This window comes from Yersinia thracica, assembly GCF_902170565.1.
Lineage (GTDB): Bacteria > Pseudomonadota > Gammaproteobacteria > Enterobacterales > Enterobacteriaceae > Yersinia > Yersinia thracica.
In genome coordinates this window covers 49350-74975 of the sequence record NZ_CABHXX010000023.1, presented here as the reverse complement: position 1 = coordinate 74975, position 25626 = coordinate 49350, and the positions used below count along the sequence as shown (strand labels likewise).

Sequence of the window (25626 nt, the reverse complement as noted above, 5' to 3'; positions counted from 1 at the left end):
CAGCATAGATGAAAGAACCCACTCATGTTTATGATGTTAAAAACCCGTTATGGCTGCATAAGCTATAACGGGTTGAAATCATAAAGAGATTATCTGGAGGTGAATTAAAGAAGGCCGTCAACCTTCTCGCTGACTTCTGGCCCCCACACACCGCACTGAACCTGACCGATATGGTGTTGTTGCAGCAATAACATCACTAAACGGGACTGGCCAATACCGCCGCCGATTGTCTGCGGCATTTCACCTTGTAGCAGTGATTGGTGCCATTCCAATTTCAAACGATCTTCATCGGATGTCAAAGCCAACTGGCGTTTCAACGCTTCAGCATCCACACGGATCCCCATGGATGAAATTTCAAAAGCATCTTCCAGCACTGGGTTCCAAACAATAATGTCGCCGTTCAGGCCAGCAAAACCTTCCGCGCTTGGAGAGGTCCAGTCATCATAATCTGGCGCACGAACATCATGAGATTGACCATCAGCCAATTTGCCGCCAATACCCATCAAGAACACCGCACCCAACTCTTTAGCAATGGCGCGTTCGCGGCCTTTAGCATCCAGATCAGGGAATTTAGCCCGCAGACTTTCGCTGTGGATAAAATGAATCTGTTCTGGCAAGAAAGGTTTTATACCAAATTCAGCGCTGATCGCCGCTTCAGTTTCTTTAATCGCGGTGTAGATTTTGTTAACAGTGGATTTCAGGTAAGCCAGGTTGCGCTCGCCATCACCCATTACGCGCTCCCAATCCCACTGATCAACATACACTGAATGAATAGCACTCAGGCGATCTTCATCAGGGCGCAATGCTTTCATATGGGTGTAAATCCCTTGATCAGCACCAAAATCAAAGCGGCCTAAAGTCTTACGTTTCCATTTAGCTAATGAATGAACAACTTCAAAGGTCGCATCTGGCAAAGTTTTTACTTTTACCTGAACGGCTTTCTCTGAACCAGAAAGGTTATCTTGAGTACCATCGCCAACACGGCTCAGGATAGGGGCTTGAACTTCAATCAGACCCAGTTGCTGTTCTAATTGACGGGAAAAGAAAGATTTTACGAAGCTGATTTGTTGTTGTTTTTGAATAAATTGTTTTTTCATTGTCGTTTTCTCAATTCGTTGCTGTCGATTATGCAAATTGTTTGATTGTGCCGTTTGGCTTGTCATCGATTAAGCAACAGAATGAGGGTTAAATTCAATATACAATAACAAATATTGCCATTTAACTTTTAATCATTCATTTTTATAGGTCTATAATTAGATAATCGATAAAAAAAGGGGGTTAATATGAGTGAAATTTATCAAATCGATAATCTCGATCGCGGCATCTTGAACGCATTAATGGAAAATGCGCGCACACCTTATGCAGAATTGGCAAAAAATTTTGGTGTCAGCCCAGGAACAATTCATGTCCGAGTAGAGAAAATGCGTCAGGCGGGGATTATCACCGCAGCCTGTGTTCACGTTAATCCAAAACAACTGGGTTATGACGTGTGCTGCTTTATCGGCATCATTTTGAAAAGTGCCAAAGATTACCCGTCAGCACTGAAAAAACTGGAGAGCTTAGAAGAAGTTGTCGAAGCTTATTACACCACGGGTCATTACAGCATCTTTATTAAGGTCATGTGTAAATCGATAGATGCACTGCAACAGGTACTTATCAACAAGATCCAGACGATTGATGAGATCCAATCAACAGAGACACTTATTTCCCTGCAAAACCCCATCATGCGTACCATCGTACCCTGAGCACTAAATAACTATACCCACATTATCCACAGGTAGATCCCAGCTGATTCACAGCGTACAATACCGGTTCATTACTTCGGTTGGGTTCTTTATGGCTGACATTACCTTGATCAGTGGCAGTACGCTTGGCAGTGCTGAATACGTTGCTGAACATTTAGCTGAGAAATTAGAAGAGGCGGGTTTCTCTACAGAAACACTGCATGGCCCGGAATTAGACGAGCTGACTCTGGATGGTTTGTGGCTAATTATCACCTCCACCCATGGTGCCGGTGATCTGCCAGACAATCTTCAACCTTTATTAGAACAAATCGAAGAACAGCAACCGGACCTCTCGCAGGTTCGTTTTGGTGCTGTCGGTTTGGGCAGTTCAGAATATGACACTTTCTGTGGTGCGGTCAGAAAATTGGATCAGCAATTGATCACTCAGGGAGCATTGCGTGTGGGTGATATTTTAGAAATTGACGTCATCCAACATGAAATTCCTGAGGACCCAGCAGAGATTTGGGTTAAAAATTGGATTAATTTGCTCTGATTTGTTCAAAGATCACGCGAACGAATGTGGATAAGTAAGCTTAAAAGCAGGGTATAAGCAGTACATATCCACATAACAACCTTGGTGTCTGAAAGTACCTGTGTATAACATGCCATTTAGATCCCAGCTTATACGCAATAGGATCACCGATCATTCACAGCAAACGATCCTCCATAATCTTATGATCTCTAATGTGAATTATCACTTATCCACAGAGGATCATGATCCTAATAAGAGATCTAATAAAGAGATCTTTAAATAAAAAGATCTTCTTTTAATTAAGGGCGATCCTAAGCTACTTGGTCGATCGTCTAAACTTGAGTAGAATCCCCCACCCTAGGGCAAATACAGAAATTCGCATAACGGCGAGGTGCAGTACCATGTTTTATCCAGATCAATTTGACGTCATCATCATTGGTGGTGGCCATGCCGGCACGGAAGCTGCAATGGCAGCGGCACGCATGGGACGTCAGACCTTATTGCTGACGCACAATATCGACACACTGGGACAAATGTCTTGTAACCCAGCGATTGGCGGTATCGGTAAGGGGCATTTGGTAAAAGAGATCGATGCTCTGGGCGGCTTAATGGCAATGGCAACTGACCAGGCCGGTATTCAGTTTAGGATACTAAACGCCAGCAAAGGACCAGCGGTAAGAGCGACCCGAGCGCAGGCTGACCGCGTCCTGTATCGGCAGGCAGTCCGTACTGCATTGGAAAACCAGCCTAACTTGATGATCTTCCAGCAACCTGTTGAAGATCTGATTGTTGAGAACGATCGTGTGGTCGGTGCTGTGACCAAAATGGGATTAAAATTCCGTGCGAAAGCCGTGGTATTAACCGTCGGCACCTTCCTGGACGGGAAAATTCATATTGGCCTTGAGAACTACAGTGGTGGCCGTGCTGGTGATCCGCCATCCATCTCATTGTCACAACGCTTGCGTGAATTACCGCTACGAGTCAATCGCCTTAAAACCGGTACTCCGCCGCGAATTGATGCGCGCACCATCGATTTTAGCCAATTGGCACCTCAGCTTGGTGATACGCCAATTCCAGTATTCTCTTTCCTGGGGAATGCTGAGCAGCACCCTGAACAGATGGCATGCCATATCACGTATACCAATGAAAAAACGCATGAAGTGATCCGTAATAACCTGGATCGCAGCCCAATGTATGCCGGGATCATCGAAGGGATTGGGCCACGTTATTGCCCATCGATCGAAGACAAAGTCATGCGCTTTGCGGATCGTAATTCACATCAGATCTTCCTTGAACCTGAAGGTTTGACCAGCAATGAAATCTATCCAAACGGTATTTCTACCAGCTTGCCTTTCGATGTCCAGATGCAGATAGTTCGCTCAATGAAAGGGCTTGAAAATGCACGGATCATTCGGCCGGGTTATGCCATTGAATATGATTTCTTTGATCCACGAGATTTGAAACCCACTCTGGAAAGCAAATACATCCAGGGCTTATTCTTTGCCGGACAAATCAATGGCACCACCGGTTATGAAGAAGCGGCAGCTCAAGGGCTGCTTGCGGGCCTCAATGCGGGCCGTTTCGCTAATGAGGATGATGGGTGGTCACCTCGTCGTGATGAAGCTTACCTTGGCGTGCTGGTGGACGATTTAAGTACCCTCGGCACCAAAGAGCCGTACCGCATGTTTACCTCACGAGCGGAATATCGTCTGATGCTGCGTGAAGACAACGCAGATTTGCGCTTGACTGAAATAGGCCGCAAGTTAGGGCTGGTCGATGATGCTCGTTGGGCACACTTTAGCCAAAAAATTGAGCAAATTGAAAAAGAACGGCAGCGCCTACGAGATATTTGGGTTCATCCCCATTCTGAGAACGTAGCTGAAATCAATGCGTTGCTGAAAGCTCCATTGTCAAAAGAAGCCAATGGGGAAGAATTACTGCGCCGCCCTGAAATTGACTATCGTTTATTAACGGCGTTACCTTCATTTGGCCCAGCATTAACGGATCCGCAAGCTGCTGATCAGGTTGAAATTCAAGTTAAATATCAAGGCTATATTGCTCGTCAGCAGGAAGAGATTGAAAAACAGCTGCGCAATGAAAACACATTGCTGCCTGCTGATTTAGATTATCGCCAAGTATCTGGTTTATCGAATGAAGTTATCGCTAAATTGAATGATCATAAACCTAACTCTATCGGTCAGGCATCACGTATTTCAGGTATTACGCCTGCGGCAATTTCCATTTTGCTGGTTTGGCTGAAAAAACAGGGTTTGCTACGTCGTAGCGCGTAACTATTCAACATTTGCCTGAGCTGAGAGAGATAAGCAGCCAGGCAGATTTAGCTTTTTTTCAGACAGTAACTAAGTATTCAAACTATAAATTAGCTAGATTATCATTCCGCATATTGGTTCATTACGTGCTGACAGAGATTTTTTAGTCAGAGGATATTGTTGTGTTAAAAAAATTAGATTCCCTGCTAAATGCAGCAGGTATTGCGTTACCCGATCAGCAAAAACACCAATTGATAGGCTATGTGGAACTGCTTGATAAGTGGAACAAAGCTTATAATCTGACTTCCGTCCGTGACCCAATGCAAATGTTGGTACGCCATATCCTGGATAGCATCGTCGTTAACCCACACTTGCAAGGTAACCGTTTTATCGATGTCGGCACCGGGCCAGGGCTTCCTGGGATACCTTTAGCCATAGTGCGCCCCGATTCACACTTCGTATTGCTAGACAGCTTGGGTAAACGTGTCCGCTTTTTGCGGCAAGTGCAGCACGAATTAGGATTAAGTAATATCGAACCGGTACAAAGCCGAGTTGAGGACTTTGCCGCAAAACCGCCATTTGATGGTGTAATAAGCCGTGCATTTGCATCCTTACAAGATATGCTGTCCTGGTGCCATCATTTGCCAGCCAAGCCAGAAGGGCGTTTTTATGCGCTAAAAGGGGTAAGGCCAGATGATGAATTAGCGACATTGCCTGAAGGAATAATTCTCGAGTCGGTGGTGAGATTGCAGGTACCAGAGTTAGACGGTGAACGTCATTTGGTTATTCTTAAGTCAAACTAACTTTGCTATTTATCAAAAAAATGTAATAAATCCTTAATGAAAGTAGGGGGTTTATCTTATTTAGTCGTTTTAATATAGGCGAGTCTTTATTCGCTAATGCTCATACGGGAAGATTATATTTCACGTATTGTTTACAAAATCATCGTCAGCGAATGATAAAATTATATTGAAAGCGACCAAATAGTCACTTTGGTCATTATTTTACCGAAGAGATTATGTTTTTTATGTATCCAAACTGTTGCCGGGTTATTATCTGAAATGTCAACGGTAAGTTTTTACTAAGTAGATAAGTTGTTTGATAATGGTTTAAATTTAACATTATGATTTATAAAAGTATTTAATGGCTCTTTTCGTTAAAGACAAAGTAAAGCTCTATAGGATATAAATCAGTTTGTTTTAATTTTTGTGATCTGTTGCACGCTTTATTGATAATAGATGGAATCGTCAGACAATTAAATACGTGCTTTATTCCGAGGGTTTCCTTGTGAAAATAGCGCGAAAGAAGAAAATTTAAATAATTGTTCACCTTTTCGCTACTTATCGATTGAATTCGTTTGAGTGGCCCGTATAATTTGCTCGTTTTTTGCTGCTTGACTCAATGGGGTAAAAGGCAGTTTTATACCTCACTCAGCATACCTTTAGTGTGGTTTGGAGAGAACAAACGTCATGCCTGTATCCCTTTACAGTGGGAAAATTGCACGAAAGTTGCTGTTGTTGCAGTTAATGACTTTTGTTGTTCTCAGTGCTGTTTTTGGTTTTAAAAGCCTGGAATGGAGTGCTTCTGCCCTGGCAGGAGGATTGGCAGCCTGGTTGCCCAGTGCCATTTTTATGTTGTTTGCTTGCCGCCATCAGGCAAAAATAGCTGCTCCAGGTCGTGTTGCGTGGTCGTTTGCCATTGGCGAAGGGTTAAAAGTTATCATGACGATAATTTTGCTGATTGTGGCATTAGGGCTGTTTAAAGCAGCGTTTGCGCCACTCGGTTTAACCTATTTAGCGGTGCTGATTGTGCAGATATTGGCACCGGCCGTGATAAGCGGCTACCGTACTTAACAGTTATCGTATTCGACGGTCACCGTATTTAACTACAAAAAGGGTAAGAGGCATCATGTCTGCATCAGGAGAAATCTCTACTCCAAGGGACTACATAGGGCACCATCTGAATAACCTTCAGTTGGACCTGCGTACCTTTGAGTTGGTCAATCCCCACTCACCTGGCCCTGCAACGTTCTGGACGTTGAACATTGACTCTTTGTTCTTCTCTGTCGTGCTGGGGTTAGCTTTTCTGTTTGTATTCCGCAAAGTTGCGGTAGGTGCCACCAGTGGCGTGCCTGGCAAATTGCAGACGGCTGTTGAGTTAATTATCGGTTTTGTCGATAACAGCGTACGGGATATGTACCACGGTAAAAGTAAAGTCATCGCACCATTAGCCCTAACTGTGTTTGTTTGGGTTTTATTGATGAACATGATGGACTTGCTGCCAATCGATTTACTGCCTTACATCGGTGAACATGTCTTTGGGTTACCTGCACTGCGCGTGGTCCCTACTGCTGACGTAAGTATTACCTTGTCCATGGCATTGGGTGTCTTCATCCTGATCCTGTTCTATAGCATTAAAATGAAAGGTGTAGGCGGCTTCGTAAAAGAATTAACGATGCAGCCGTTCAATCACCCGATATTCATTCCAGTGAACTTAATTCTGGAAGGTGTCAGCCTGCTGTCCAAACCGGTTTCACTCGGTCTGCGACTGTTCGGCAACATGTATGCGGGTGAGTTGATCTTCATCCTGATTGCTGGCCTGTTGCCGTGGTGGTCACAGTGGATGCTCAGTTTACCTTGGGCTATCTTCCACATACTGATTATTACGTTACAAGCCTTTATCTTCATGGTTCTGACGATTGTCTATCTGTCGATGGCGTCCGAAGAGCACTGATTTTCTTAATATACTCTAAATAATTCGAGTTGTAGGAAGGCGGCAACTGAGCGAATCCCGAGGAGCTTACATAGGTAAGTGACTGGGGTGAACGAAGGAAGCCAACACACATGCGGCTTGAAGTATGAAGTGTATAACACTACTGCGTTTAACTGAAATAACTGGAGACTGTCATGGAAAACCTGAATATGGATCTGCTGTACATGGCTGCCGCTATAATGATGGGTTTAGCGGCAATCGGTGCTGCGATCGGTATCGGCATCCTGGGTGGTAAATTTTTGGAAGGCGCTGCACGTCAGCCTGACCTGATTCCTCTGCTGCGTACACAGTTCTTTATCGTCATGGGTCTGGTTGACGCCATCCCTATGATCGCTGTTGGTCTGGGTCTGTACGTGATGTTTGCTGTCGCGTAAGTAGAGTTTTCTCTACTGTGAACTACACCAAACTATTAACTTTTAAAGAGGCATTGTGCTGTGAATCTTAACGCAACAATCCTCGGCCAGGCCATCGCGTTTGTCCTGTTTGTCCTGTTTTGTATGAAGTATATATGGCCGCCGATTATGGCTGCCATCGAGAAGCGTCAAAAAGAAATTGCTGACGGTCTCTCTTCTGCAGAACGTGCCAAAAAAGATTTGGACTTAGCGCAAGCCAATGCGACCGACCAACTGAAGAAGGCCAAAGCAGAAGCACAGGTGATTATTGAGCAGGCGAGTAAACGCAAAGCTCAGATCCTTGATGAAGCTAAAGCAGAAGCTGAACAGGAACGTAACAAAATCGTGGCGCAAGCGCAGGCAGAGATCGACGCCGAACGTAAGCGTGCTCGTGAAGAGTTGCGTAAGCAAGTCGCGATGTTGGCTATAGCTGGCGCCGAGAAGATCATCGAACGTTCCGTGGATGAAGCTGCTAACAGCGACATCGTTGATAAACTGGTCGCTGAACTGTAAGGAGGGAGGGGCTGATGTCTGAATTTGTAACTGTAGCTCGCCCCTACGCCAAAGCAGCTTTTGACTTTGCTGTTGAGCACCAGGTGGTTGAACGTTGGCAAGATATGCTGGCGTTTACTGCCCAAGTGACGCGCAATGAACAAATCGCTGAATTGCTTTCCGGTGCTGTAGCGCCAGAAACAATGTCTAAGACGTTTATTGCAGTCTGTGGTGATCAGCTCGATGAACCCGCACAGAACTTCATTCGAGTTATGGCGGAGAATGGCCGTTTACTGGTTCTTCCTGAGGTACTACAGCAGTTTATTCAACTGCGTGCCTCGCTGGAGTCGACCGTCGACGTTGAAGTGAGCTCTGCGAGCCCATTGAACGACGAACAGCTGGCAAAAATTGCTGCTGCGATGGAAAAACGTCTATCACGCAAAGTTAAGCTGAATTGCAAAATCGATAAGTCCGTAATGGCCGGCGTAGTAATACGTGCAGGCGATATGGTGATAGATGGCAGCGTTCGCGGTCGTCTAGAACGCCTGGCGGACGTCTTGCAGTCTTAAGGGGACTGGAGCATATGCAACTGAATTCCACCGAAATCAGCGAACTGATCAAGCAGCGCATTGCTCAGTTCAATGTGGTGAGCGAAGCTCACAATGAAGGTACTATTGTTTCCGTCAGTGACGGGATCATTCGCGTACACGGTTTGGCCGAAGTTATGCAGGGCGAGATGATCGCACTGCCAGGCAACCGTTACGCAATCGCACTGAACTTGGAGCGCGACTCCGTAGGTGCTGTAGTTATGGGCCCGTACGCCGATCTTGCCGAAGGCATGAAGGTTAAATGTACTGGCCGTATCCTGGAAGTTCCTGTTGGTCGTGGCCTGTTGGGGCGCGTCGTCAATACTCTGGGTGAACCTATTGATGGTAAAGGTCCGGTAGAAAATGACGGCTTCTCAGCTGTTGAAGCTATCGCACCTGGCGTTATCGAACGTCAATCTGTTGATGAACCTGTTCAGACCGGCTATAAGTCTGTCGATGCCATGATTCCAATCGGTCGTGGCCAGCGTGAATTGATCATCGGTGACCGTCAGACAGGTAAAACTGCTCTGGCGATTGATGCGATCATCAACCAACGCGATTCAGGCATTAAATGTGTGTATGTTGCTATCGGCCAGAAAGCCTCTACTGTTGCAAACGTAGTGCGTAAACTGGAAGAGCATGGCGCATTGGCTAACACCATTGTGGTTGTCGCTACTGCCTCAGAATCTGCAGCATTGCAATACCTGGCACCTTACTCCGGTTGTGCTATGGGTGAATATTTCCGCGACCGCGGTGAAGATGCGCTGATTATTTATGATGACCTGTCTAAACAGGCTGTTGCATATCGTCAAATCTCCTTGCTGCTCCGTCGTCCACCAGGTCGTGAAGCTTATCCTGGCGACGTATTCTACCTCCACTCCCGTTTGTTGGAGCGTGCTGCGCGTGTTAACGCCGATTACGTTGAAGCCTTTACCAAGGGTGAAGTGAAAGGTAAAACCGGTTCTTTGACCGCATTGCCAATCATTGAAACTCAAGCAGGGGACGTTTCCGCGTTCGTTCCGACCAACGTAATTTCTATTACCGATGGTCAGATCTTCCTGGAATCCAGCCTGTTTAACGCCGGTATTCGTCCTGCGGTTAACCCAGGTATCTCCGTATCCCGTGTGGGTGGTGCAGCGCAGACCAAGATCATGAAAAAACTGTCCGGTGGTATTCGTACCGCTCTGGCACAGTATCGTGAACTTGCTGCGTTCTCCCAGTTCGCATCCGATTTGGATGATGCAACACGTAAACAGCTGAGCCATGGTCAGAAAGTGACCGAGCTTCTGAAACAGAAACAATACGCACCGATGTCTGTTGCGCAGCAGTCTCTGGTTCTGTTCGCAGCTGAACGTGGTTATCTGGGTGATATCGAGTTGGCGAAGGTAGGTAGCTTTGAAGCTGCGCTGTTGGCATTTGCTGACCGCGAGCACGCCGAGCTTCTGCAACAAATCAACCAAACTGGCGCGTATAACGATGAAATCGAGGCCAAGCTGAAAGGCATCCTTGATACATTTAAGGCAACCCAGTCCTGGTAACGCTATTCGGCCCTGCTTTTCGTTAGGAAAGCAGGCCGTCTGGCAATGAGGAGAAGCAGAAATGGCCGGCGCAAAAGAGATACGTTCCAAGATCGCCAGCGTGCAAAACACGCAAAAGATCACCAAAGCCATGGAGATGGTCGCCGCCTCCAAAATGCGTAAATCGCAGGAACGCATGGCGGCTAGCCGTCCTTATGCAGAAACAATGCGTAGTGTGATTGGTCACCTCGCGTTAGGTAATCTGGAATATAAACATCCATACCTGGAAGAGCGCGACGTTAAGCGCGTTGGGTATCTGGTGGTTTCTACAGACCGTGGCTTGTGCGGTGGTTTGAACATTAACTTGTTCAAAAGACTGTTGGCTGAGATGAAAGGTTGGTCTGAAAAAGGCGTTGAATGTGATTTAGCGCTAATCGGGTCAAAAGCAGCCTCTTTCTTTGGTTCCGTGGGCGGCAAGATTGTTGCTCAGGTTACTGGCATGGGGGATAACCCTTCTCTGTCAGAACTTATCGGGCCAGTGAAAGTGATGTTGCAAGCCTATGATGAAGGTCGTTTGGATAAACTGTATATAGTTAATAACAAGTTTATCAATACGATGTCTCAGGAACCACGGATCATGCAGCTGTTACCTCTTCCGCCAGCGGAAGACGGTGAGCTGAAGAGGAAATCCTGGGATTACCTGTATGAACCTGATCCAAAAGCGCTGCTGGATACCCTCCTGCGTCGCTATGTGGAATCGCAAGTTTATCAGGGCGTCGTTGAAAACCTGGCTAGCGAACAGGCCGCGCGAATGGTAGCGATGAAAGCCGCCACCGATAACGGCGGTAGTCTGATCAAAGAGCTGCAGTTGGTTTACAACAAAGCTCGTCAGGCCAGCATCACTCAGGAACTCACCGAGATCGTCGGGGGAGCCTCCGCGGTTTAACCAGGTTATTACCCAAAATAGTTCAGATTGCAGGAAGGCGACAACTGAGCAAATCCCCAGGCACTTACTCAAGTAAGTAACTTGGGTGAGAGAAGGCAGCCAACGCCCCAGCAATTTGGAATATGACGGGTAAACGTATTACGTAGAGGATTCAAGATGGCTACTGGAAAGATTATCCAGGTAATCGGCGCCGTAGTGGACGTCGAATTCCCCCAAGACGCTGTACCAAAAGTGTACAACGCCCTTGAGGTTGAAGGCGCAGCTGAGAAGCTGGTGCTGGAAGTTCAGCAACAGCTGGGCGGTGGTGTTGTTCGTTGTATCGCGATGGGCTCTTCCGATGGTCTGAGCCGTGGGTTGAAAGTTATCAACCTGGAACACCCAATTGAAGTGCCGGTGGGTAAATCAACTCTGGGCCGTATCATGAACGTATTGGGTGATCCAATCGACATGAAAGGTCCTATTGGTGAAGAAGAGCGTTGGGCAATCCACCGTGAAGCGCCTTCTTACGAAGAGCTTGCCAGCTCGCAAGACTTGTTAGAAACCGGTATCAAGGTAATGGACTTGATTTGTCCGTTCGCTAAGGGCGGTAAAGTGGGTCTGTTCGGTGGTGCGGGTGTAGGTAAAACAGTAAACATGATGGAGCTGATTCGTAACATTGCGATTGAGCACTCAGGTTATTCTGTATTTGCCGGTGTGGGTGAGCGTACTCGTGAGGGTAACGACTTCTACCACGAGATGACTGACTCCAACGTTTTGGACAAAGTATCCTTGGTTTATGGCCAGATGAATGAGCCACCAGGTAACCGTCTGCGCGTTGCACTGACCGGCCTAACCATGGCGGAGAAATTCCGTGATGAAGGTCGCGACGTATTGCTGTTCATCGATAACATCTATCGCTATACCTTGGCTGGTACGGAAGTATCCGCACTGCTGGGTCGTATGCCATCTGCGGTAGGCTATCAGCCAACACTGGCAGAAGAGATGGGCGTGTTGCAGGAACGTATTACTTCCACCAAGACGGGTTCAATCACCTCTGTTCAGGCCGTTTACGTGCCAGCGGATGACTTGACTGACCCATCTCCAGCAACCACCTTTGCTCACTTGGATGCAACCGTCGTTCTGAGCCGTCAAATCGCCTCTCTGGGTATTTACCCGGCGGTTGACCCGCTTGACTCCACCAGCCGTCAGCTTGATCCGCTGGTTGTTGGTCAGGAGCATTACGATGTAGCGCGTGGCGTGCAGTCTATTCTGCAACGTTACCAGGAACTGAAAGATATCATCGCGATTTTGGGTATGGACGAGTTGTCAGAAGATGACAAATTAGTTGTATCCCGTGCGCGTAAAATCCAGCGCTTCCTGTCTCAACCGTTCTTCGTGGCAGAAGTCTTTACCGGCTCACCGGGCAAGTTCGTATCGCTGAAAGACACCATTCGTGGTTTCAAAGGCATTATGAACGGCGACTATGACCACCTGCCGGAGCAGGCGTTCTACATGGTTGGCACCATTGAAGAAGCAGTGGAAAAAGCCAAGAAACTGTAACGCTGTTGACTGGAGGGTGACATGGCTGCAATGACTTACCATCTGGATGTTGTGAGCGCAGAGAAGAAAATGTTCTCAGGCGTGGTGCAAAAAATTCAGGTGACGGGTAGTGAAGGTGAACTGGGTATTTTCCCTGGTCACGCCCCACTGCTCACTGCCATTAAGCCTGGCATGATACGTATCGTTAAGCAGTTCGGTGAGGAAGAGTTTATTTATCTTTCTGGCGGCATCCTTGAGGTGCAACCGAGTGTGGTGATCGTATTGGCTGACACTGCTATTCGCGGAACTGATTTGGACGAAGCTAAGGCGCTGGAATCTAAGCGTAAAGCTGAAGACCATATCAATAATTCCCACGGTGATGTCGACTATGCTCAGGCATCCGCTGAATTGGCGAAGGCGATTGCAAAACTACGTGTAATCGAGCTGACCAGGAAAGCGATGTGATTTTACAGTGGTGGGTTTTTAGTAACCCACTAATATGTAAAATTATTATATATTCAACGTGATTGAGATTGTCGGTGGTCAGCGAAAATAGCTAACTTCCCGCAATTTCAAATCCGAAGAATATAAAGAACGATAGAATGCCAGTCAGTAAAACTGATTGGCATTTTTTTTACTTTTGCGTGCAATAAATTACTTTTACGTTCAATAAAACTGACTTTCTGTCCCCTTTCGCCTCTGGGCGCTGTCATTTGACCTACCTCTCCTGTATTTAATTAAGTCTAGGCTAAACTGAAAGCGTTTCTTTCTGAAAACTCTTGTTTCTTGATGTAAAATAAGTGGTTAATTATCTGAGTAGGTGAGGGTGTTTTGATAAAAATAGGTCAGAAAACGTCGCTGATAGCAGACACTTTCTGCTACATTTTTTTATTACCTGCTCAATTGCTACAGCCCTTTAACCATGCGGGTTAGGTACGTTTTTCGCTGAGAAATATGTAGTAATCATTTCGCTAAACAGGTTTACTTCCGTCTATTAATTTGGAGTTATCAGGTTGCTTATGTCTAACAGCTCAATGAGTGTAGTCATCCTTGCCGCAGGTAAGGGGACACGTATGTATTCCGACCTTCCTAAGGTGTTACACCCACTGGCAGGTAAGCCGATGGTTCAGCATGTTATTGATGCTGCCATGAAGCTGGGTGCCCAACATGTTCATCTGGTTTATGGGCACGGCGGTGAGTTGTTGAAAAAAACACTGACTGATCCGGCGCTTAACTGGGTACTGCAAGCTGAACAGTTGGGTACCGGGCATGCGATGCAACAAGCTGCACCCTATTTTTCTGATGATGAAGATGTCCTGATGTTGTACGGCGATGTGCCGTTGATCTCCGTTGATACTCTCGAGCGCCTGTTGGCAGCCAAGCCACAGGGCGGTATTGGCTTGTTGACGGTGAAGCTGGATAACCCTAGCGGTTACGGGCGCATTGTGCGTGAGAATGGCGATGTGGTGGGTATTGTTGAGCATAAAGATGCCAGTGATGCACAACGCGAGATTAATGAAATCAACACTGGGATATTGGTTGCCAATGGCCGTGATCTAAAGCGCTGGTTATCATTGCTGGACAACAATAATGCCCAGGGTGAATTTTATATCACCGATATTATTGCTCTGGCCCATGCTGATGGTCAGAAGATAGTTGCGGTGCATCCAACTCGCTTGAGTGAAGTGGAAGGAATCAATAACCGCCTACAATTAGCCACTCTTGAGCGGGTCTATCAGTCAGAGCAAGCTGAAAAGTTGTTGTTAGCCGGCGTGATGTTACTGGATCCTGCGCGTTTTGATTTGCGGGGAGAATTAACACATGGCCGTGATATTACAATTGATACCAATGTCATTATTGAAGGCCACGTGGTTTTAGGTGACCGGGTGCGTATTGGTACCGGGTGTGTACTTAAAAACTGTGTCATTGGCGATGATTCAGAAATCAGCCCATACAGTGTGTTGGAAGACTCTCGTTTGGATGCGGGTTGTACTGTTGGGCCATTTGCCCGCTTGCGACCGGGCGCTGAGTTAGCTGAGGGCGCACATGTCGGTAACTTTGTTGAAATCAAAAAAGCCCGCTTGGGTAAAGGTTCTAAAGCCGGACACCTCTCTTATTTAGGTGATGCTGAGATTGGCTCAGGCGTAAATATCGGCGCAGGAACTATCACCTGCAACTATGATGGAGCTAATAAGTTTAAAACTATTATTGGCGATGATGTCTTCGTTGGATCTGATACTCAGCTTGTCGCACCAGTGACTGTGGCAAACGGCGCGACTATTGCTGCCGGTACTACCGTCACCCGTGATATCGCCGAAAATGAGTTAGTTCTTAGCCGAGTTAAACAGGTTAATGTGCAGGGTTGGCAGCGTCCGGTTAAGAAAAAATAAGCATACCCGTCATACTTCAAGCTGCATGTGCGTTGACCGCTTTCCTGCAACTCGAATTATTTAGGGTATATAAAAAGGTCCTTCAATATGAGGTTATTGACAAAGTGCCCGCAGCGGTGAAAACAGGCAGATCGTAAAGACGCCGTAAAATCGTCCCTGATGGCTCGAGCCGCGCCATCCCTGGCGCGGACGGCCCGCCCTCACCACCAGAGATCGAGTCGTCGAGGTTTGTCAGTAGTCTGCTTCAATATCATTTGTTTCTTGTTGAAGGGCTGTTTTTGGAATGAATGTTTTGCCCTGTATTTTTGGCTTATCCATTTGTGGCGAGAATACAGAACAAAACATAATAATCCCCAACTCTACAGGCTCGGGGAACCCGGAAAATCCGGAAATTCAGGTCACTGACATCGACAAGGTTCTAAAAGAATCTTACATAGGAATAAAACAGATGTGTGGAATTGTTGGCGCAGTAGCGCAACGTGATATCGCTGAGATTCTGATCGAAGGTTTACGTCGTCTTGAATACCGTGGCTATGACTCAGCTGGTTTGGCTGTAGTGGATGCTGACAGTAATCTGACTCGTTTACGTCGGGTGGGTAAAGTTCAGGCGCTATCTGATGCGGCCGAAAGCCAAGATTTACATGGCGGAACTGGGATTGCACATACTCGTTGGGCCACTCATGGTGAGCCATCAGAGGCCAATGCGCACCCTCATGCTTCGGACTACATCTCCGTCGTTCATAACGGCATTATCGAAAATCACGAACCTTTACGTGAGTTATTGATTAGCCGTGGCTACCGTTTCAGTTCTGAAACTGATACTGAAGTTATTGCTCATCTGGTGCATTGGGAGCTACAACAGGGCGGTTCATTGCTGGAAGTGGTTCAGCGGGTGATCCCGCAATTACGTGGCGCTTACGGCACGGTTGTGATGGATAGCCGTGATCCAAGCCGCTTGGTAGCAGCACGTTCAGGTAGCCCATTGGTTATTGGTTGTGGTGTCGGTGAAAACTTTATCGCCTCCGACCAACTGGCTTTGTTGCCAGTCACCCGTCGCTTTATCTTCCTGGAAGAGGGTGACGTGGTTGAAGTCACTCGCCGTAGCATCGCCATTTTTGATAAGCAGGGTAATGCTATTGAGCGTCCTGAAATCGAATCTCAGGTGCAATATGATGCCGGTGATAAAGGTGTTTACCGCCATTACATGCAGAAAGAAATTTATGAACAGCCAATGGCGATTAAAAACACGCTGGAAGGCCGTTTAAACCACGGGGCGATTGATTTATCCGAGCTTGGCCCTAAGGCCGATGCTTTGCTGGCTGACGTCCAACATATCCAAATCATTGCCTGCGGTACTTCTTACAACTCAGGGATGGTTTCGCGTTATTGGTTTGAATCATTAGCCGGTGTACCGTGCGATGTAGAAATTGCATCCGAATTCCGCTACCGCAAATCTGCTGTACGCCCTAATAGCCTGCTGATCACCTTGTCACAATCTGGTGAAACCGCCGATACACTGGCTGCTCTGCGTTTATCCAAAGAGTTAGGATATTTAGGTTCTCTGGCCATTTGTAATGTCGCCGGTTCTTCGCTGGTGCGCGAATCAGATTTAGCCTTGATGACTAAAGCCGGTACTGAGATTGGCGTGGCCTCAACCAAAGCCTTTACCACTCAGTTGACCGTGTTATTGATGCTGGTGGGGCGTATTGGCAAGCTGAAAGGCGCTGATGCCAGTTTAGAGCACAACATTGTTCATGCATTACAGGCTTTGCCTGCGCGTATTGAGCAGATGCTGTCTCTGGATAAAACCATCGAAGCACTGGCTGAAGGTTTCTCTGATAAGCACAATGCATTGTTCCTTGGCCGTGGTGATCAATACCCGATTGCGATGGAAGGTGCGCTGAAACTGAAAGAGATTTCTTATATTCATGCAGAAGCTTATGCAGCGGGTGAATTGAAGCACGGGCCATTGGCATTGATTGATGCTGATATGCCGGTCATTGTGGTTGCGCCAAATAATGAATTGTTGGAAAAACTGAAATCTAACATTGAAGAAGTGCGTGCGCGTGGTGGTTTGTTGTATGTATTTGCCGATCAAGATGCTGGTTTTACTGATAGCGAAGGCATGAAAATCATTCAGTTACCGCATGTGGAAGAAATTATTGCCCCTATCTTCTACACCGTGCCACTACAATTGCTGGCTTACCATGTTGCGCTGATTAAAGGCACCGATGTGGATCAGCCACGTAACCTGGCAAAATCAGTGACGGTTGAGTAATCTGCGACCCAAATCCTATAAATTTCGTAGGATGATAAAACAGCAGTAAATTTAAAAATCCGGTGATGCGATTTAAACCCTATCACCGGATTTTTTTATGATTAGCTTAAATTTCCTGTCAGGCGACGATGAAAATCGCTGCTGCGCATATCCAGCCCTTCAATAGTTACATCTGCGCCATAACGTTTATAGCGATACTCGATACCATCCAGAGCAGCAACGGTGGAAGCATCCCAGATTTGTGCATGCGTCAGGTCTATGACGACTCGTTTGGGGTCATTGGCATACTCGAAATGCTCGAACAGGTCGTTACTGCTGGCAAAAAATAGTGGGCCGCTTACGGTATAGCGAACACTCTCACCATCGTCACTTAATGTACGTTCGGCGTGAATAACATGGGCTATGCGGCGTGCAAATAGCACCATGGCAACAATAACTCCGGCCAATACACCGAGCGCGAGGTTACTCGTCCAGACAGTCATCACTACAGTTAGCACCATCACCAGTGTTTCTGACCAAGGCATACGCTTGAGGGTTGCTGTTTGCAAGCTATGCCAGTTAACCGTTTTTACTGCGACAACCATCATTATGCCCGCGAGTACCACCATAGGGATTTGTGCCAAAATTTTGCTCAGACCTGTCACCAGTAACAGCAGAACCACGGCTGCCGCGAAAGTTGAAACTCGGCTCCGGGCTTTGCCTAATTCAACATTGACGATAGTCTGGCCAATCATGGCACAACCCGCGATGCCACCATAAAAACCGGCGAGAATATTACCGACACCAAGGCCCCATGACTCACGGCGCTTGCTTGATGGGGTATCTGTAATGTCATCTACCAGCTTTGCCGTTAACAGCGACTCCATTAACCCGACAAAAGCGATGCTTAAAGCTGTTGGCCATACAATGTGGAGTGTTTGCCAATTCAGAGGAACCAAAAGCTGGGTGAATCCTGGCAAGCCGCCACTCATCGGCCCTTCATCGCCGACATTGGGTAGTCGGTAGCCCATCAACAAAGCCACTACGGTGACGACCACGATGGCAATAAGTGGTGAGGGAACGCTTTTAAGTATGCGCGGGAGCAGCAAGACAATGAGCAGGGTAATGACAAGCATCCCCCATACCAGGCTCGATTGCCCCCAGACATGGGGTATCTGAGCGAAAAATATCAAGATACCCAATGCATTAACAAAACCGATCATCACCGAGCGCGGGATATAACGCATCATGCGAGATAATCCGGTAATGCCGAACAGGATTTGAACTATCCCTCCCAACACTACTGCGGGCAGTATGTATTCGACGCCATGTATATGAACCATTGGGCCGATGACTAATGCCACTGAACCCGCAGCGGCGGTGACCATTGCGGGTCGCCCTCCGAGAATAGATAGCGTCAAACACAGAACAATAGATGCAACCAAACTTACTTTCGGATCGACGCCAGCAATGACAGAAAATGAAATGACTTCAGGAATGAGTGCCAGCGCGGTGACAACACCAGCCAGACACTCACGCGCCATTAACTTGGGTGATTTAAGCACTTGGGCTACACGCAGTTGATCGCCTGGCTCTTCAGCGGTGTTGATGTGATTACTGTTAGTCATTTCTTCTGTCTCTTTTCATTATTATTTCTTAGGTAAAACTTACCGGGTGTTGGCAAAATAGCTAAACGCCAAGATCCTAAGCATCGCTGCAAAAAACCGATAAAATATTGGCCTAAATGGACATGAATAGATAATGCGAAAAGCATGAATGCCTCAACAGTACCCGCTCAGTGTCGTTCAGTGCTATGGGGAAATAACTCAAGGTGGCGTAAGACTCATGATGAATTTAGTAACTCATGATAATTATAAGGGGGCTTTAGTGAGCAATGATACGATAGGAGACTAGTTGCGAACACCCATTTCTAATGTCATAAATATGAGTGCCAATTATCCCCTTTTAACTTAAACCCTGACTTTTTGAGTTTTATTTTTAAACTAAAAAACATTAAAAATAAATAAAATCAAAGTGTTGGATGGATTCTTGTGTGTTGTCATATAACTGTAATATTTCGTACATTTTTCTGTCATTAAACTGTCCTATTTTCCCTCCTGCACCATACTTAATCTGATGAATACATTATAGAGTTAATTCTAATATCCCATTAGGAGGGATTATGAAACTGATGCGTACCACCGTAGCCAGCATTGTGGCAGCGACTTTATCTATGACCACTGTGTCCGCGTTCGCTGCTGCAAGCCTGACGGGTGCAGGTGCGACATTCCCCGCACCGGTGTATGCCAAGTGGGCAGATTCTTATCAGAAAGAAACAGGTAACAAAGTTAACTATCAGGGGATCGGTTCTTCAGGCGGCGTAAAACAAATTATTGCCAATACGGTTGATTTCGGTGCGTCTGATGCGCCATTGGCAGACGAAAAACTGGCGGCTGAAGGTTTGTTCCAATTCCCAACAGTGATTGGCGGCGTAGTGTTGGCCGTGAATATCCCTGGCATTAAATCCGGTGAACTGACATTAGACGGTAAAACACTGGGTGATATTTATCTGGGTAATGTGAAAAAGTGGAATGACCCGGCTATTGTTAAGCTGAACCCGGGCGTTAAATTGCCAGATCAAAATATTGCTGTGGTGCGTCGTGCTGACGGTTCCGGCACTTCATTCGTGTTCACCAGCTACCTGGCTAAAGTGAACGCAGAATGGAAAGAAAAAGTAGGCGCAGGTTCGACTGTTAACTGGCCGACTGGTTTGGGTGGCAAAGGTAACGACGGTATCGCCGCCTTTGTACAGCGCCTACCTGGCTCTATTGGCTATGTAGAATATGCTTACGCCAAACAGAATAACCTGGCTTACACCAAACTGATTTCTGCGGATGGCAAACCTGTTAGCCCAACTGAGCACAGCTTTAGCTCTGCGGCGAAAGGTGTGGACTGGAGCAAAACATTTGCTCAAGACTTAACCAACCAAAAAGGTGATGATGTTTGGCCAATTACATCAACAACTTTCATCTTGGTGCATAAAGAGCAGAAAAATGCGGCTAACGGCGTTGAAGTATTGAAGTTCTTTGACTGGGGTTACACACACGGCGCTAAACAAGCCAACGAGCTGGATTATGCAACATTGCCAGCTGAAGTTGTTGAGCAAGTCCGTGCGGCCTGGAAAACTCAGATTAAAGATAGCAGCGGTAAGCCAATCTTCTGATTTACTGGCAACAAGCGGTTTATGAAATATTGATTCAATATATACCCTAAATAGTTCGAGTTGCAGGAAGACGGCAATTGAGCGAATCCCCAGGAGCTTACATAAGTAAGTGACTGGGGGGAACGAAAGCAGCCAACGCATATGCAGCTTGAAATATGAAGGGTATAACACCCGGATGAGAAGAGAGTTTATGGCTGCGAACAAGCCGACAATCAAAGCACCGAGTCAATATGGTGACATCATTTTCAGCGCGCTAGTTAAACTGGCTGCGCTGATTACGCTATTTCTGTTGGGCGGCATTATCGTTTCATTGATAATTGCTTCCTGGCCAAGCATTGAGAAATTTGGTTGGGCTTTCCTGTGGACCAAAGAGTGGGATGCGCCGGCTGAACAGTTTGGTGCATTAGTGCCGATTTACGGCACGGTTGTGACCTCGGTTATTGCCCTACTCATCGCGGTTCCGGTCAGTTTTGGTATTGCTCTGTTTTTAACTGAATTGGCCCCGAACTGGTTAAAACGCCCACTGGGTGTGGCGATTGAATTACTGGCCGCGATCCCCAGTATTGTTTACGGGATGTGGGGCTTGTTTGTCTTCGCTCCGCTATTTGCACGCTATTTCCAAGAGCCGGTCGGCAATGTGATGTCCGGCATCCCGATTGTGGGCGTATTGTTCTCTGGCCCCGCTTTTGGTATCGGCATTCTGGCCGCTGGCATCATCTTGGCCATCATGATTATTCCTTACATTGCAGCGGTGATGCGCGATGTTTTCGAACAAACCCCGGTGATGATGAAAGAGTCGGCCTATGGTATTGGCTGCACCACTTGGGAAGTGATTTGGCGCATTGTGCTGCCTTATACCAAAAATGGTGTTATTGGTGGCGTGATGTTGGGGTTGGGCCGTGCGTTGGGTGAAACCATGGCGGTAACCTTTATTATCGGCAACACCTACCAGCTCGACAGCTTCTCGCTGTTTATGCCGGGCAACAGTATTACCTCCGCGCTGGCGAATGAGTTTGCTGAAGCTGAATCTGGCTTACATACCGCCGCGTTGATGGAACTGGGCCTGATCTTATTCGTCATTACCTTTATCGTACTGGCAATATCAAAGTTAATGGTTTTGCGTCTGGCTAAGAAAGAGGGGCGCTAAGATGGCGACGATGGATATGCAAAGTGATGCGACGCTGATGGAAACCCGCCGTAAAAAGCAGGCCTGGCGTCGTCAAAAGAACCGCATTGCTTTATTGCTTTCAATGGCCACCATGGCGTTTGGCCTGTTCTGGTTGGTGTGGATTTTGTTCTCTACTGTGACCAAAGGTATCGACGGTATGTCTTTGGCGTTGTTTACCGAAATGACACCTCCGCCCAACACCGCGGGTGGGGGCTTGGCTAACGCCATTGCGGGGAGCGGATTATTAATTCTGTGGGCAACCGTCATTGGTACCCCATTGGGAATTATGGCGGGGATTTATCTGGCGGAATATGGTCGTAAATCCTGGTTGGCGGAAATCACCCGCTTTATAAATGACATTTTGTTATCAGCCCCTTCTATTGTTGTCGGCTTGTTTGTTTACACCATCGTGGTTGCCAAGATGGAGCATTTCTCCGGTTGGGCTGGGGTGATTGCGCTGGCGCTGTTACAAATCCCTATTGTCATTCGCACCACTGAAAACATGCTGAAATTGGTACCGGATAGCTTGCGCGAAGCGGCTTATGCATTGGGAACACCCAAATGGCGCATGATATCGGCCATTACCTTGAAAGCGTCTATCTCCGGTATTTTGACGGGCATCTTGTTGGCAGTCGCGCGTATTGCCGGTGAAACCGCGCCTTTGCTGTTCACCTCGCTCTCCAACCAGTTCTGGAGTACCGATCTGAGTCGGCCAATTGCTAACTTACCGGTCACTATCTTTAAGTTTGCCATGAGCCCGTTTGCTGAATGGCAACAACTGGCATGGGCTGGGGTGCTTTTGATAACCCTGTGTGTGCTGTTACTGAATATTGTGGCTCGCGTTATTTTCGCTAAGAAAAAGTATTAATCGGCTGAGAAAAAGCCCTTAATTAGCAAAGAAAAACCCGATTCGCCAATCAATTCCAAAATGCAGCTACGGCGGCATTGGCTAAAAGAGAGAAGTCTTGATGAGTATGGCTACTGACATCAACAACAGCAAAATTCAGGTTCGCGATCTGAACTTCTACTATGGCAAATTTCATGCACTGAAGAATATTTCGCTGGATATTGCCAAAAACCAGGTCACAGCATTCATCGGCCCATCAGGCTGCGGTAAATCAACACTGCTGCGTACATTCAATAAAATGTATCAGTTGTATCCGGATCAGCGCGCTGAAGGCGACATTTTGCTGGATGGGCAGAATATTCTGACCGATAAACAAGATATTGCGTTGTTGCGGGCAAAAGTTGGCATGGTTTTCCAAAAGCCAACCCCATTCCCAATGTCGATTTACGATAACATCGCCTTTGGTGTGAAACTGTTTGAGAACCTATCTCGCGCCGAGATGGATGAGCGCGTGCAATGGGCGCTGACCAAAGCCGCTTTGTGGAATGAGACCAAAGATAAGTTGCACCAGAGCGGATACAGTTTGTCGGGGGGCCAGCAGCAGCGTTTATGCATCGCCCGTGGTATCGCGATTCGTCCTGATGTGTTGTTGCTGGATGAACCTTGCTCGGCACTTGACCCTATCTCGACTGGCCGTATTGAAGAGCTTATCAGTGAGTTGAAGTCTGACTATACGGTGGTAATTGTGACTCACAACATGCAGCAAGCGGCTCGCTGTTCAGATCACACGGCATTTATGTATCTGGGCGAGTTAATTGAATTCAGTGATACCGACACCCTGTTTACCGCGCCACAGCAGAAACAGACGGAAGATTATATTACTGGTCGCTATGGCTGAAGAATCTACCCCATTATGGCTATTTTATTTGCCATTTTGAACCAGGGCAGTGCTCAGATCCTCACGTACTACGTGTACGCTCCGGTTCTTCCGCGCTGTCCGTGTTCAAACTGACTGCAACAATTACGCCTACTGGGATAGATCCATACCACATCAATTTCGTCTATTTACATGTACGGGAAGTCTCATGGATAACTTGAATCTCAATAAACATATTTCCGGCCAGTTCAATGCAGAACTTGAACATATCCGCACCCAAGTATTGACCATGGGCGGGCTGGTGGAACAACAATTATCTGACGCGATCACCGCCATGCACAATCAGGACGGCGAGTTGGCAAAACAGGTCATTGCTGGCGATAAAAAGGTCAATATGATGGAAGTGGCTATTGATGAAGCCTGTGTGCGCATCATTGCCAAACGCCAACCAACGGCGAGTGATTTGCGTCTGGTGATGGCCATCATCAAGACGATTTCTGAGCTAGAGCGCATCGGTGATGTGGCGGATAAAATCTGCCGTACTGCGCTGGAGAAATTCTCTCATCAACACCAGCCTTTACTGGTCAGTTTGGAGTCTTTAGGCCGTCATACTGTACAGATGCTGCATGATGTTCTGGATGCCTTTGCCCGTATGGATTTGGATGAAGCTATCCGAATCTATCGCGAAGATAAGAAAGTCGATCAGGAATATGAAGGCATTGTGCGCCAGTTAATGACGTATATGATGGAAGATCCGCGAACTATCCCAAGTGTGCTGACAGCATTGTTTTGCGCCCGTTCGATTGAACGCATTGGCGACCGCTGCCAGAATATCTGCGAATTTATCTTCTACTTTGTTAAAGGTCAGGATTTCCGTCACTTAGGTGGCGATGATTTAGAAAAACTGCTTTCTAATAAAGCTGAAAAGTAACCTGTTTCCCCCAATCAGATTAAGCATTCCTGCTTGATTGGGGGTTGTTTTTATAAATTATCTCTCCCGCCTTGGCCGCCCTCTTATTAGTTTATTAAGCTAAATCATTCTCGTTTTATCTCTGTTTATATTTAATCACCCATTGATTGACATAATGAAACCGTATTGTGTTGCTTTGTAGGCATATATTTAAATGGTTTTATTGTTTTGAGGAAATGTAAGTTCCTTTAGGAGGAAAGAATACTTCCTTATTATCATTTAATGGTGATTTTAATATTTATCTACATAAGCATATGTGATTTTTAATATGCGTTTACATTGGGCGGGATAAGTGAACATACGTCTGTATATGCCAAAGAATGTCGCTCTTAGCCTGCTGTGGGTGGTCTGGGGTGCATGTTTAGTTAGCTATATAGTCTACAATTTATTTTTTTATCTTCTTCTTGCTCCTACTTTATTCCTCATTTTTATTCTGATAAATATTATGTTTAAAAAGAAAGCAAGCAGTCATGACAAGGTGTCTATTATGGCCAACTCTTCTCTACCCTCTTCGGCCCCATTATCGGGTTCGCCATCAGACTCCGCGAAGACAAATACGATTATAGCGGTGGGAACAAAGTTAAAAGGTAATATTAATCTTGATGGCGATATTCAAATTTATGGTGTTGTCATCGGTGATATTGCCGTCAATGAAGGCACTCTAAGATTGATGCGCAGTGGTCATATTGAAGGGAATTTAACCGCCCCTCACATTACGGTTGATGGGAGGGTCGAGGGGGTTTGTGTTTCCGATCATTTGGAAATTTTGGAGAATGGTCGGTTAAACGGCATTGTAAAAGGCAGTAATTTCTCCATCAAGAAAGGCGGTGTTTTCATTGGTCAGTCAGAGATTACCGAAGATCCTGCGAGTCTGACAAAGACGAAAGTTAAACCCACTACTGCAAATCATCACGAAAAGATAAAAGCAGAAGAAACAACCAATTAAATAGTGTTAAGCGGTAGATAGCTCTGTGGGGAGGGTTGTTACTCATACGCGCTAAAAATGCGGTTTGGCCGGGGATTCACGGCCATAATCGCCCGTTTTCCCCGCCCATGATTTCACTTTTTCTTTCAATATAAGTAAACTTATCCCCTGAGATGATTTAGTTATAAATATATCGTTTTATATTATTTCCTGACCTAA

Annotated in this window: 24 protein-coding genes; 21 read left to right on the top strand and 3 right to left on the bottom strand. The window is 46.5% G+C overall.

Features of this window, described 5'->3' with window-relative positions; genetic code table 11:
- Nucleotides 1–104: 104 nt before the first annotated feature.
- Nucleotides 105–1097: an aspartate--ammonia ligase gene (gene asnA / locus FTA91_RS03070; RefSeq protein WP_050113376.1), complete on the bottom strand. Its 993-nt coding sequence runs from the start codon at nt 1095–1097 to the stop codon at nt 105–107.
- Nucleotides 1098–1283: 186 nt separating this feature from the next.
- Here asnA and asnC point away from each other — a divergent pair, with 186 nt between their 5' ends.
- The 14 genes from asnC (at nt 1284) to glmU (ending at nt 15140) form a co-directional block, all read left to right on the top strand.
- Nucleotides 1284–1745 carry a transcriptional regulator AsnC gene (gene asnC / locus FTA91_RS03065; RefSeq protein WP_005161192.1) on the top strand — a complete coding sequence of 154 codons (462 nt, stop codon included), beginning with the start codon at nt 1284–1286 and terminating at the stop codon, nt 1743–1745.
- Nucleotides 1746–1836: 91 nt separating this feature from the next.
- A complete protein-coding gene (mioC, locus tag FTA91_RS03060; protein ID WP_038637758.1) occupies nt 1837–2277 on the top strand; it encodes an FMN-binding protein MioC in 441 nt (146 codons plus the stop codon).
- A gap of 380 nt (nt 2278–2657) precedes the next feature.
- Entirely contained in the window at nt 2658–4547 is a 1890-nt protein-coding gene (gene mnmG, locus FTA91_RS03055; protein ID WP_050113375.1) for a tRNA uridine-5-carboxymethylaminomethyl(34) synthesis enzyme MnmG, read from the top strand.
- Nucleotides 4548–4708: 161 nt separating this feature from the next.
- The gene (rsmG, locus tag FTA91_RS03050; RefSeq protein ID WP_050113374.1) at nt 4709–5329 is read left to right on the top strand and encodes a 16S rRNA (guanine(527)-N(7))-methyltransferase RsmG; all 621 of its coding nucleotides are present in this window, start codon (nt 4709–4711) and stop codon (nt 5327–5329) included.
- A gap of 666 nt (nt 5330–5995) precedes the next feature.
- Nucleotides 5996–6379: a F0F1 ATP synthase subunit I gene (gene atpI, locus FTA91_RS03045; RefSeq protein ID WP_050113373.1), complete on the top strand. Its 384-nt coding sequence runs from the start codon at nt 5996–5998 to the stop codon at nt 6377–6379.
- Nucleotides 6380–6434: 55 nt separating this feature from the next.
- Nucleotides 6435–7259, top strand: coding sequence for a F0F1 ATP synthase subunit A (gene atpB, locus FTA91_RS03040; RefSeq protein ID WP_050113372.1), 825 nt, complete (start codon nt 6435–6437; stop codon nt 7257–7259).
- 173 nt (nt 7260–7432) lie between these two features.
- Nucleotides 7433–7672 carry a F0F1 ATP synthase subunit C gene (gene atpE, locus FTA91_RS03035; protein WP_004393045.1) on the top strand — a complete coding sequence of 80 codons (240 nt, stop codon included), beginning with the start codon at nt 7433–7435 and terminating at the stop codon, nt 7670–7672.
- A 60-nt stretch (nt 7673–7732) separates the two neighbouring features.
- Nucleotides 7733–8203, top strand: a complete 471-nt coding sequence (gene atpF / locus FTA91_RS03030) for a F0F1 ATP synthase subunit B (protein WP_004393038.1) — start codon at nt 7733–7735, stop codon at nt 8201–8203.
- Nucleotides 8204–8217: 14 nt separating this feature from the next.
- Nucleotides 8218–8751, top strand: a complete 534-nt coding sequence (gene atpH, locus FTA91_RS03025) for a F0F1 ATP synthase subunit delta (protein WP_004393034.1) — start codon at nt 8218–8220, stop codon at nt 8749–8751.
- 14 nt (nt 8752–8765) lie between these two features.
- Nucleotides 8766–10307 (top strand): F0F1 ATP synthase subunit alpha, encoded by a 1542-nt coding sequence (gene atpA / locus FTA91_RS03020; RefSeq protein ID WP_004393033.1) that lies wholly within the window; start codon nt 8766–8768, stop codon nt 10305–10307.
- A 61-nt stretch (nt 10308–10368) separates the two neighbouring features.
- A complete protein-coding gene (gene atpG / locus FTA91_RS03015) occupies nt 10369–11232 on the top strand; it encodes a F0F1 ATP synthase subunit gamma (protein WP_004393031.1) in 864 nt (287 codons plus the stop codon).
- A 156-nt stretch (nt 11233–11388) separates the two neighbouring features.
- Entirely contained in the window at nt 11389–12771 is a 1383-nt protein-coding gene (gene atpD / locus FTA91_RS03010) for a F0F1 ATP synthase subunit beta (RefSeq protein WP_032816366.1), read from the top strand.
- A gap of 21 nt (nt 12772–12792) precedes the next feature.
- On the top strand, nt 12793–13215 hold the full coding sequence (locus FTA91_RS03005) for a F0F1 ATP synthase subunit epsilon (protein ID WP_004393020.1): 423 nt from the start codon (nt 12793–12795) through the stop codon (nt 13213–13215).
- Nucleotides 13216–13769: 554 nt separating this feature from the next.
- The gene (glmU, locus tag FTA91_RS03000; RefSeq protein WP_050113371.1) at nt 13770–15140 is read left to right on the top strand and encodes a bifunctional UDP-N-acetylglucosamine diphosphorylase/glucosamine-1-phosphate N-acetyltransferase GlmU; all 1371 of its coding nucleotides are present in this window, start codon (nt 13770–13772) and stop codon (nt 15138–15140) included.
- 56 nt (nt 15141–15196) lie between these two features.
- Here glmU and FTA91_RS20525 read toward each other — a convergent pair whose 3' ends face one another.
- On the bottom strand, nt 15197–15301 hold the full coding sequence (locus FTA91_RS20525) for a gluconate 5-dehydrogenase (protein ID WP_145534788.1): 105 nt from the start codon (nt 15299–15301) through the stop codon (nt 15197–15199).
- Nucleotides 15302–15588: 287 nt separating this feature from the next.
- On the opposite strand from FTA91_RS20525, the gene glmS reads away from it, so the two are divergent.
- Entirely contained in the window at nt 15589–17418 is a 1830-nt protein-coding gene (gene glmS / locus FTA91_RS02990; protein ID WP_050113370.1) for a glutamine--fructose-6-phosphate transaminase (isomerizing), read from the top strand.
- Between the two features lie 101 nt (nt 17419–17519).
- On the opposite strand, the gene FTA91_RS02985 is transcribed toward glmS, so the two are convergent.
- Nucleotides 17520–19025, bottom strand: a complete 1506-nt coding sequence (locus FTA91_RS02985; RefSeq protein WP_050113369.1) for a SulP family inorganic anion transporter — start codon at nt 19023–19025, stop codon at nt 17520–17522.
- Nucleotides 19026–19579: 554 nt separating this feature from the next.
- Between FTA91_RS02985 and pstS the strand changes: the two genes are divergently transcribed.
- The 6 genes from pstS (at nt 19580) to FTA91_RS02955 (ending at nt 25428) form a co-directional block, all read left to right on the top strand.
- Nucleotides 19580–20620, top strand: a complete 1041-nt coding sequence (pstS, locus tag FTA91_RS02980) for a phosphate ABC transporter substrate-binding protein PstS (RefSeq protein ID WP_050113368.1) — start codon at nt 19580–19582, stop codon at nt 20618–20620.
- A 190-nt stretch (nt 20621–20810) separates the two neighbouring features.
- Complete coding sequence (pstC, locus tag FTA91_RS02975; RefSeq protein ID WP_050113367.1) at nt 20811–21767, top strand: phosphate ABC transporter permease PstC; 957 nt, start codon at nt 20811–20813, stop codon at nt 21765–21767.
- A gap of 1 nt (nt 21768) precedes the next feature.
- Entirely contained in the window at nt 21769–22656 is an 888-nt protein-coding gene (gene pstA, locus FTA91_RS02970; protein WP_050113366.1) for a phosphate ABC transporter permease PstA, read from the top strand.
- 100 nt (nt 22657–22756) lie between these two features.
- A complete protein-coding gene (gene pstB, locus FTA91_RS02965) occupies nt 22757–23533 on the top strand; it encodes a phosphate ABC transporter ATP-binding protein PstB (protein WP_145534696.1) in 777 nt (258 codons plus the stop codon).
- Nucleotides 23534–23720: 187 nt separating this feature from the next.
- Nucleotides 23721–24443 carry a phosphate signaling complex protein PhoU gene (gene phoU, locus FTA91_RS02960; RefSeq protein WP_038637723.1) on the top strand — a complete coding sequence of 241 codons (723 nt, stop codon included), beginning with the start codon at nt 23721–23723 and terminating at the stop codon, nt 24441–24443.
- Between the two features lie 376 nt (nt 24444–24819).
- Nucleotides 24820–25428, top strand: coding sequence for a bactofilin family protein (locus FTA91_RS02955; RefSeq protein WP_050113397.1), 609 nt, complete (start codon nt 24820–24822; stop codon nt 25426–25428).
- The last annotated feature ends 198 nt before the right edge of the window (nt 25429–25626 follow it).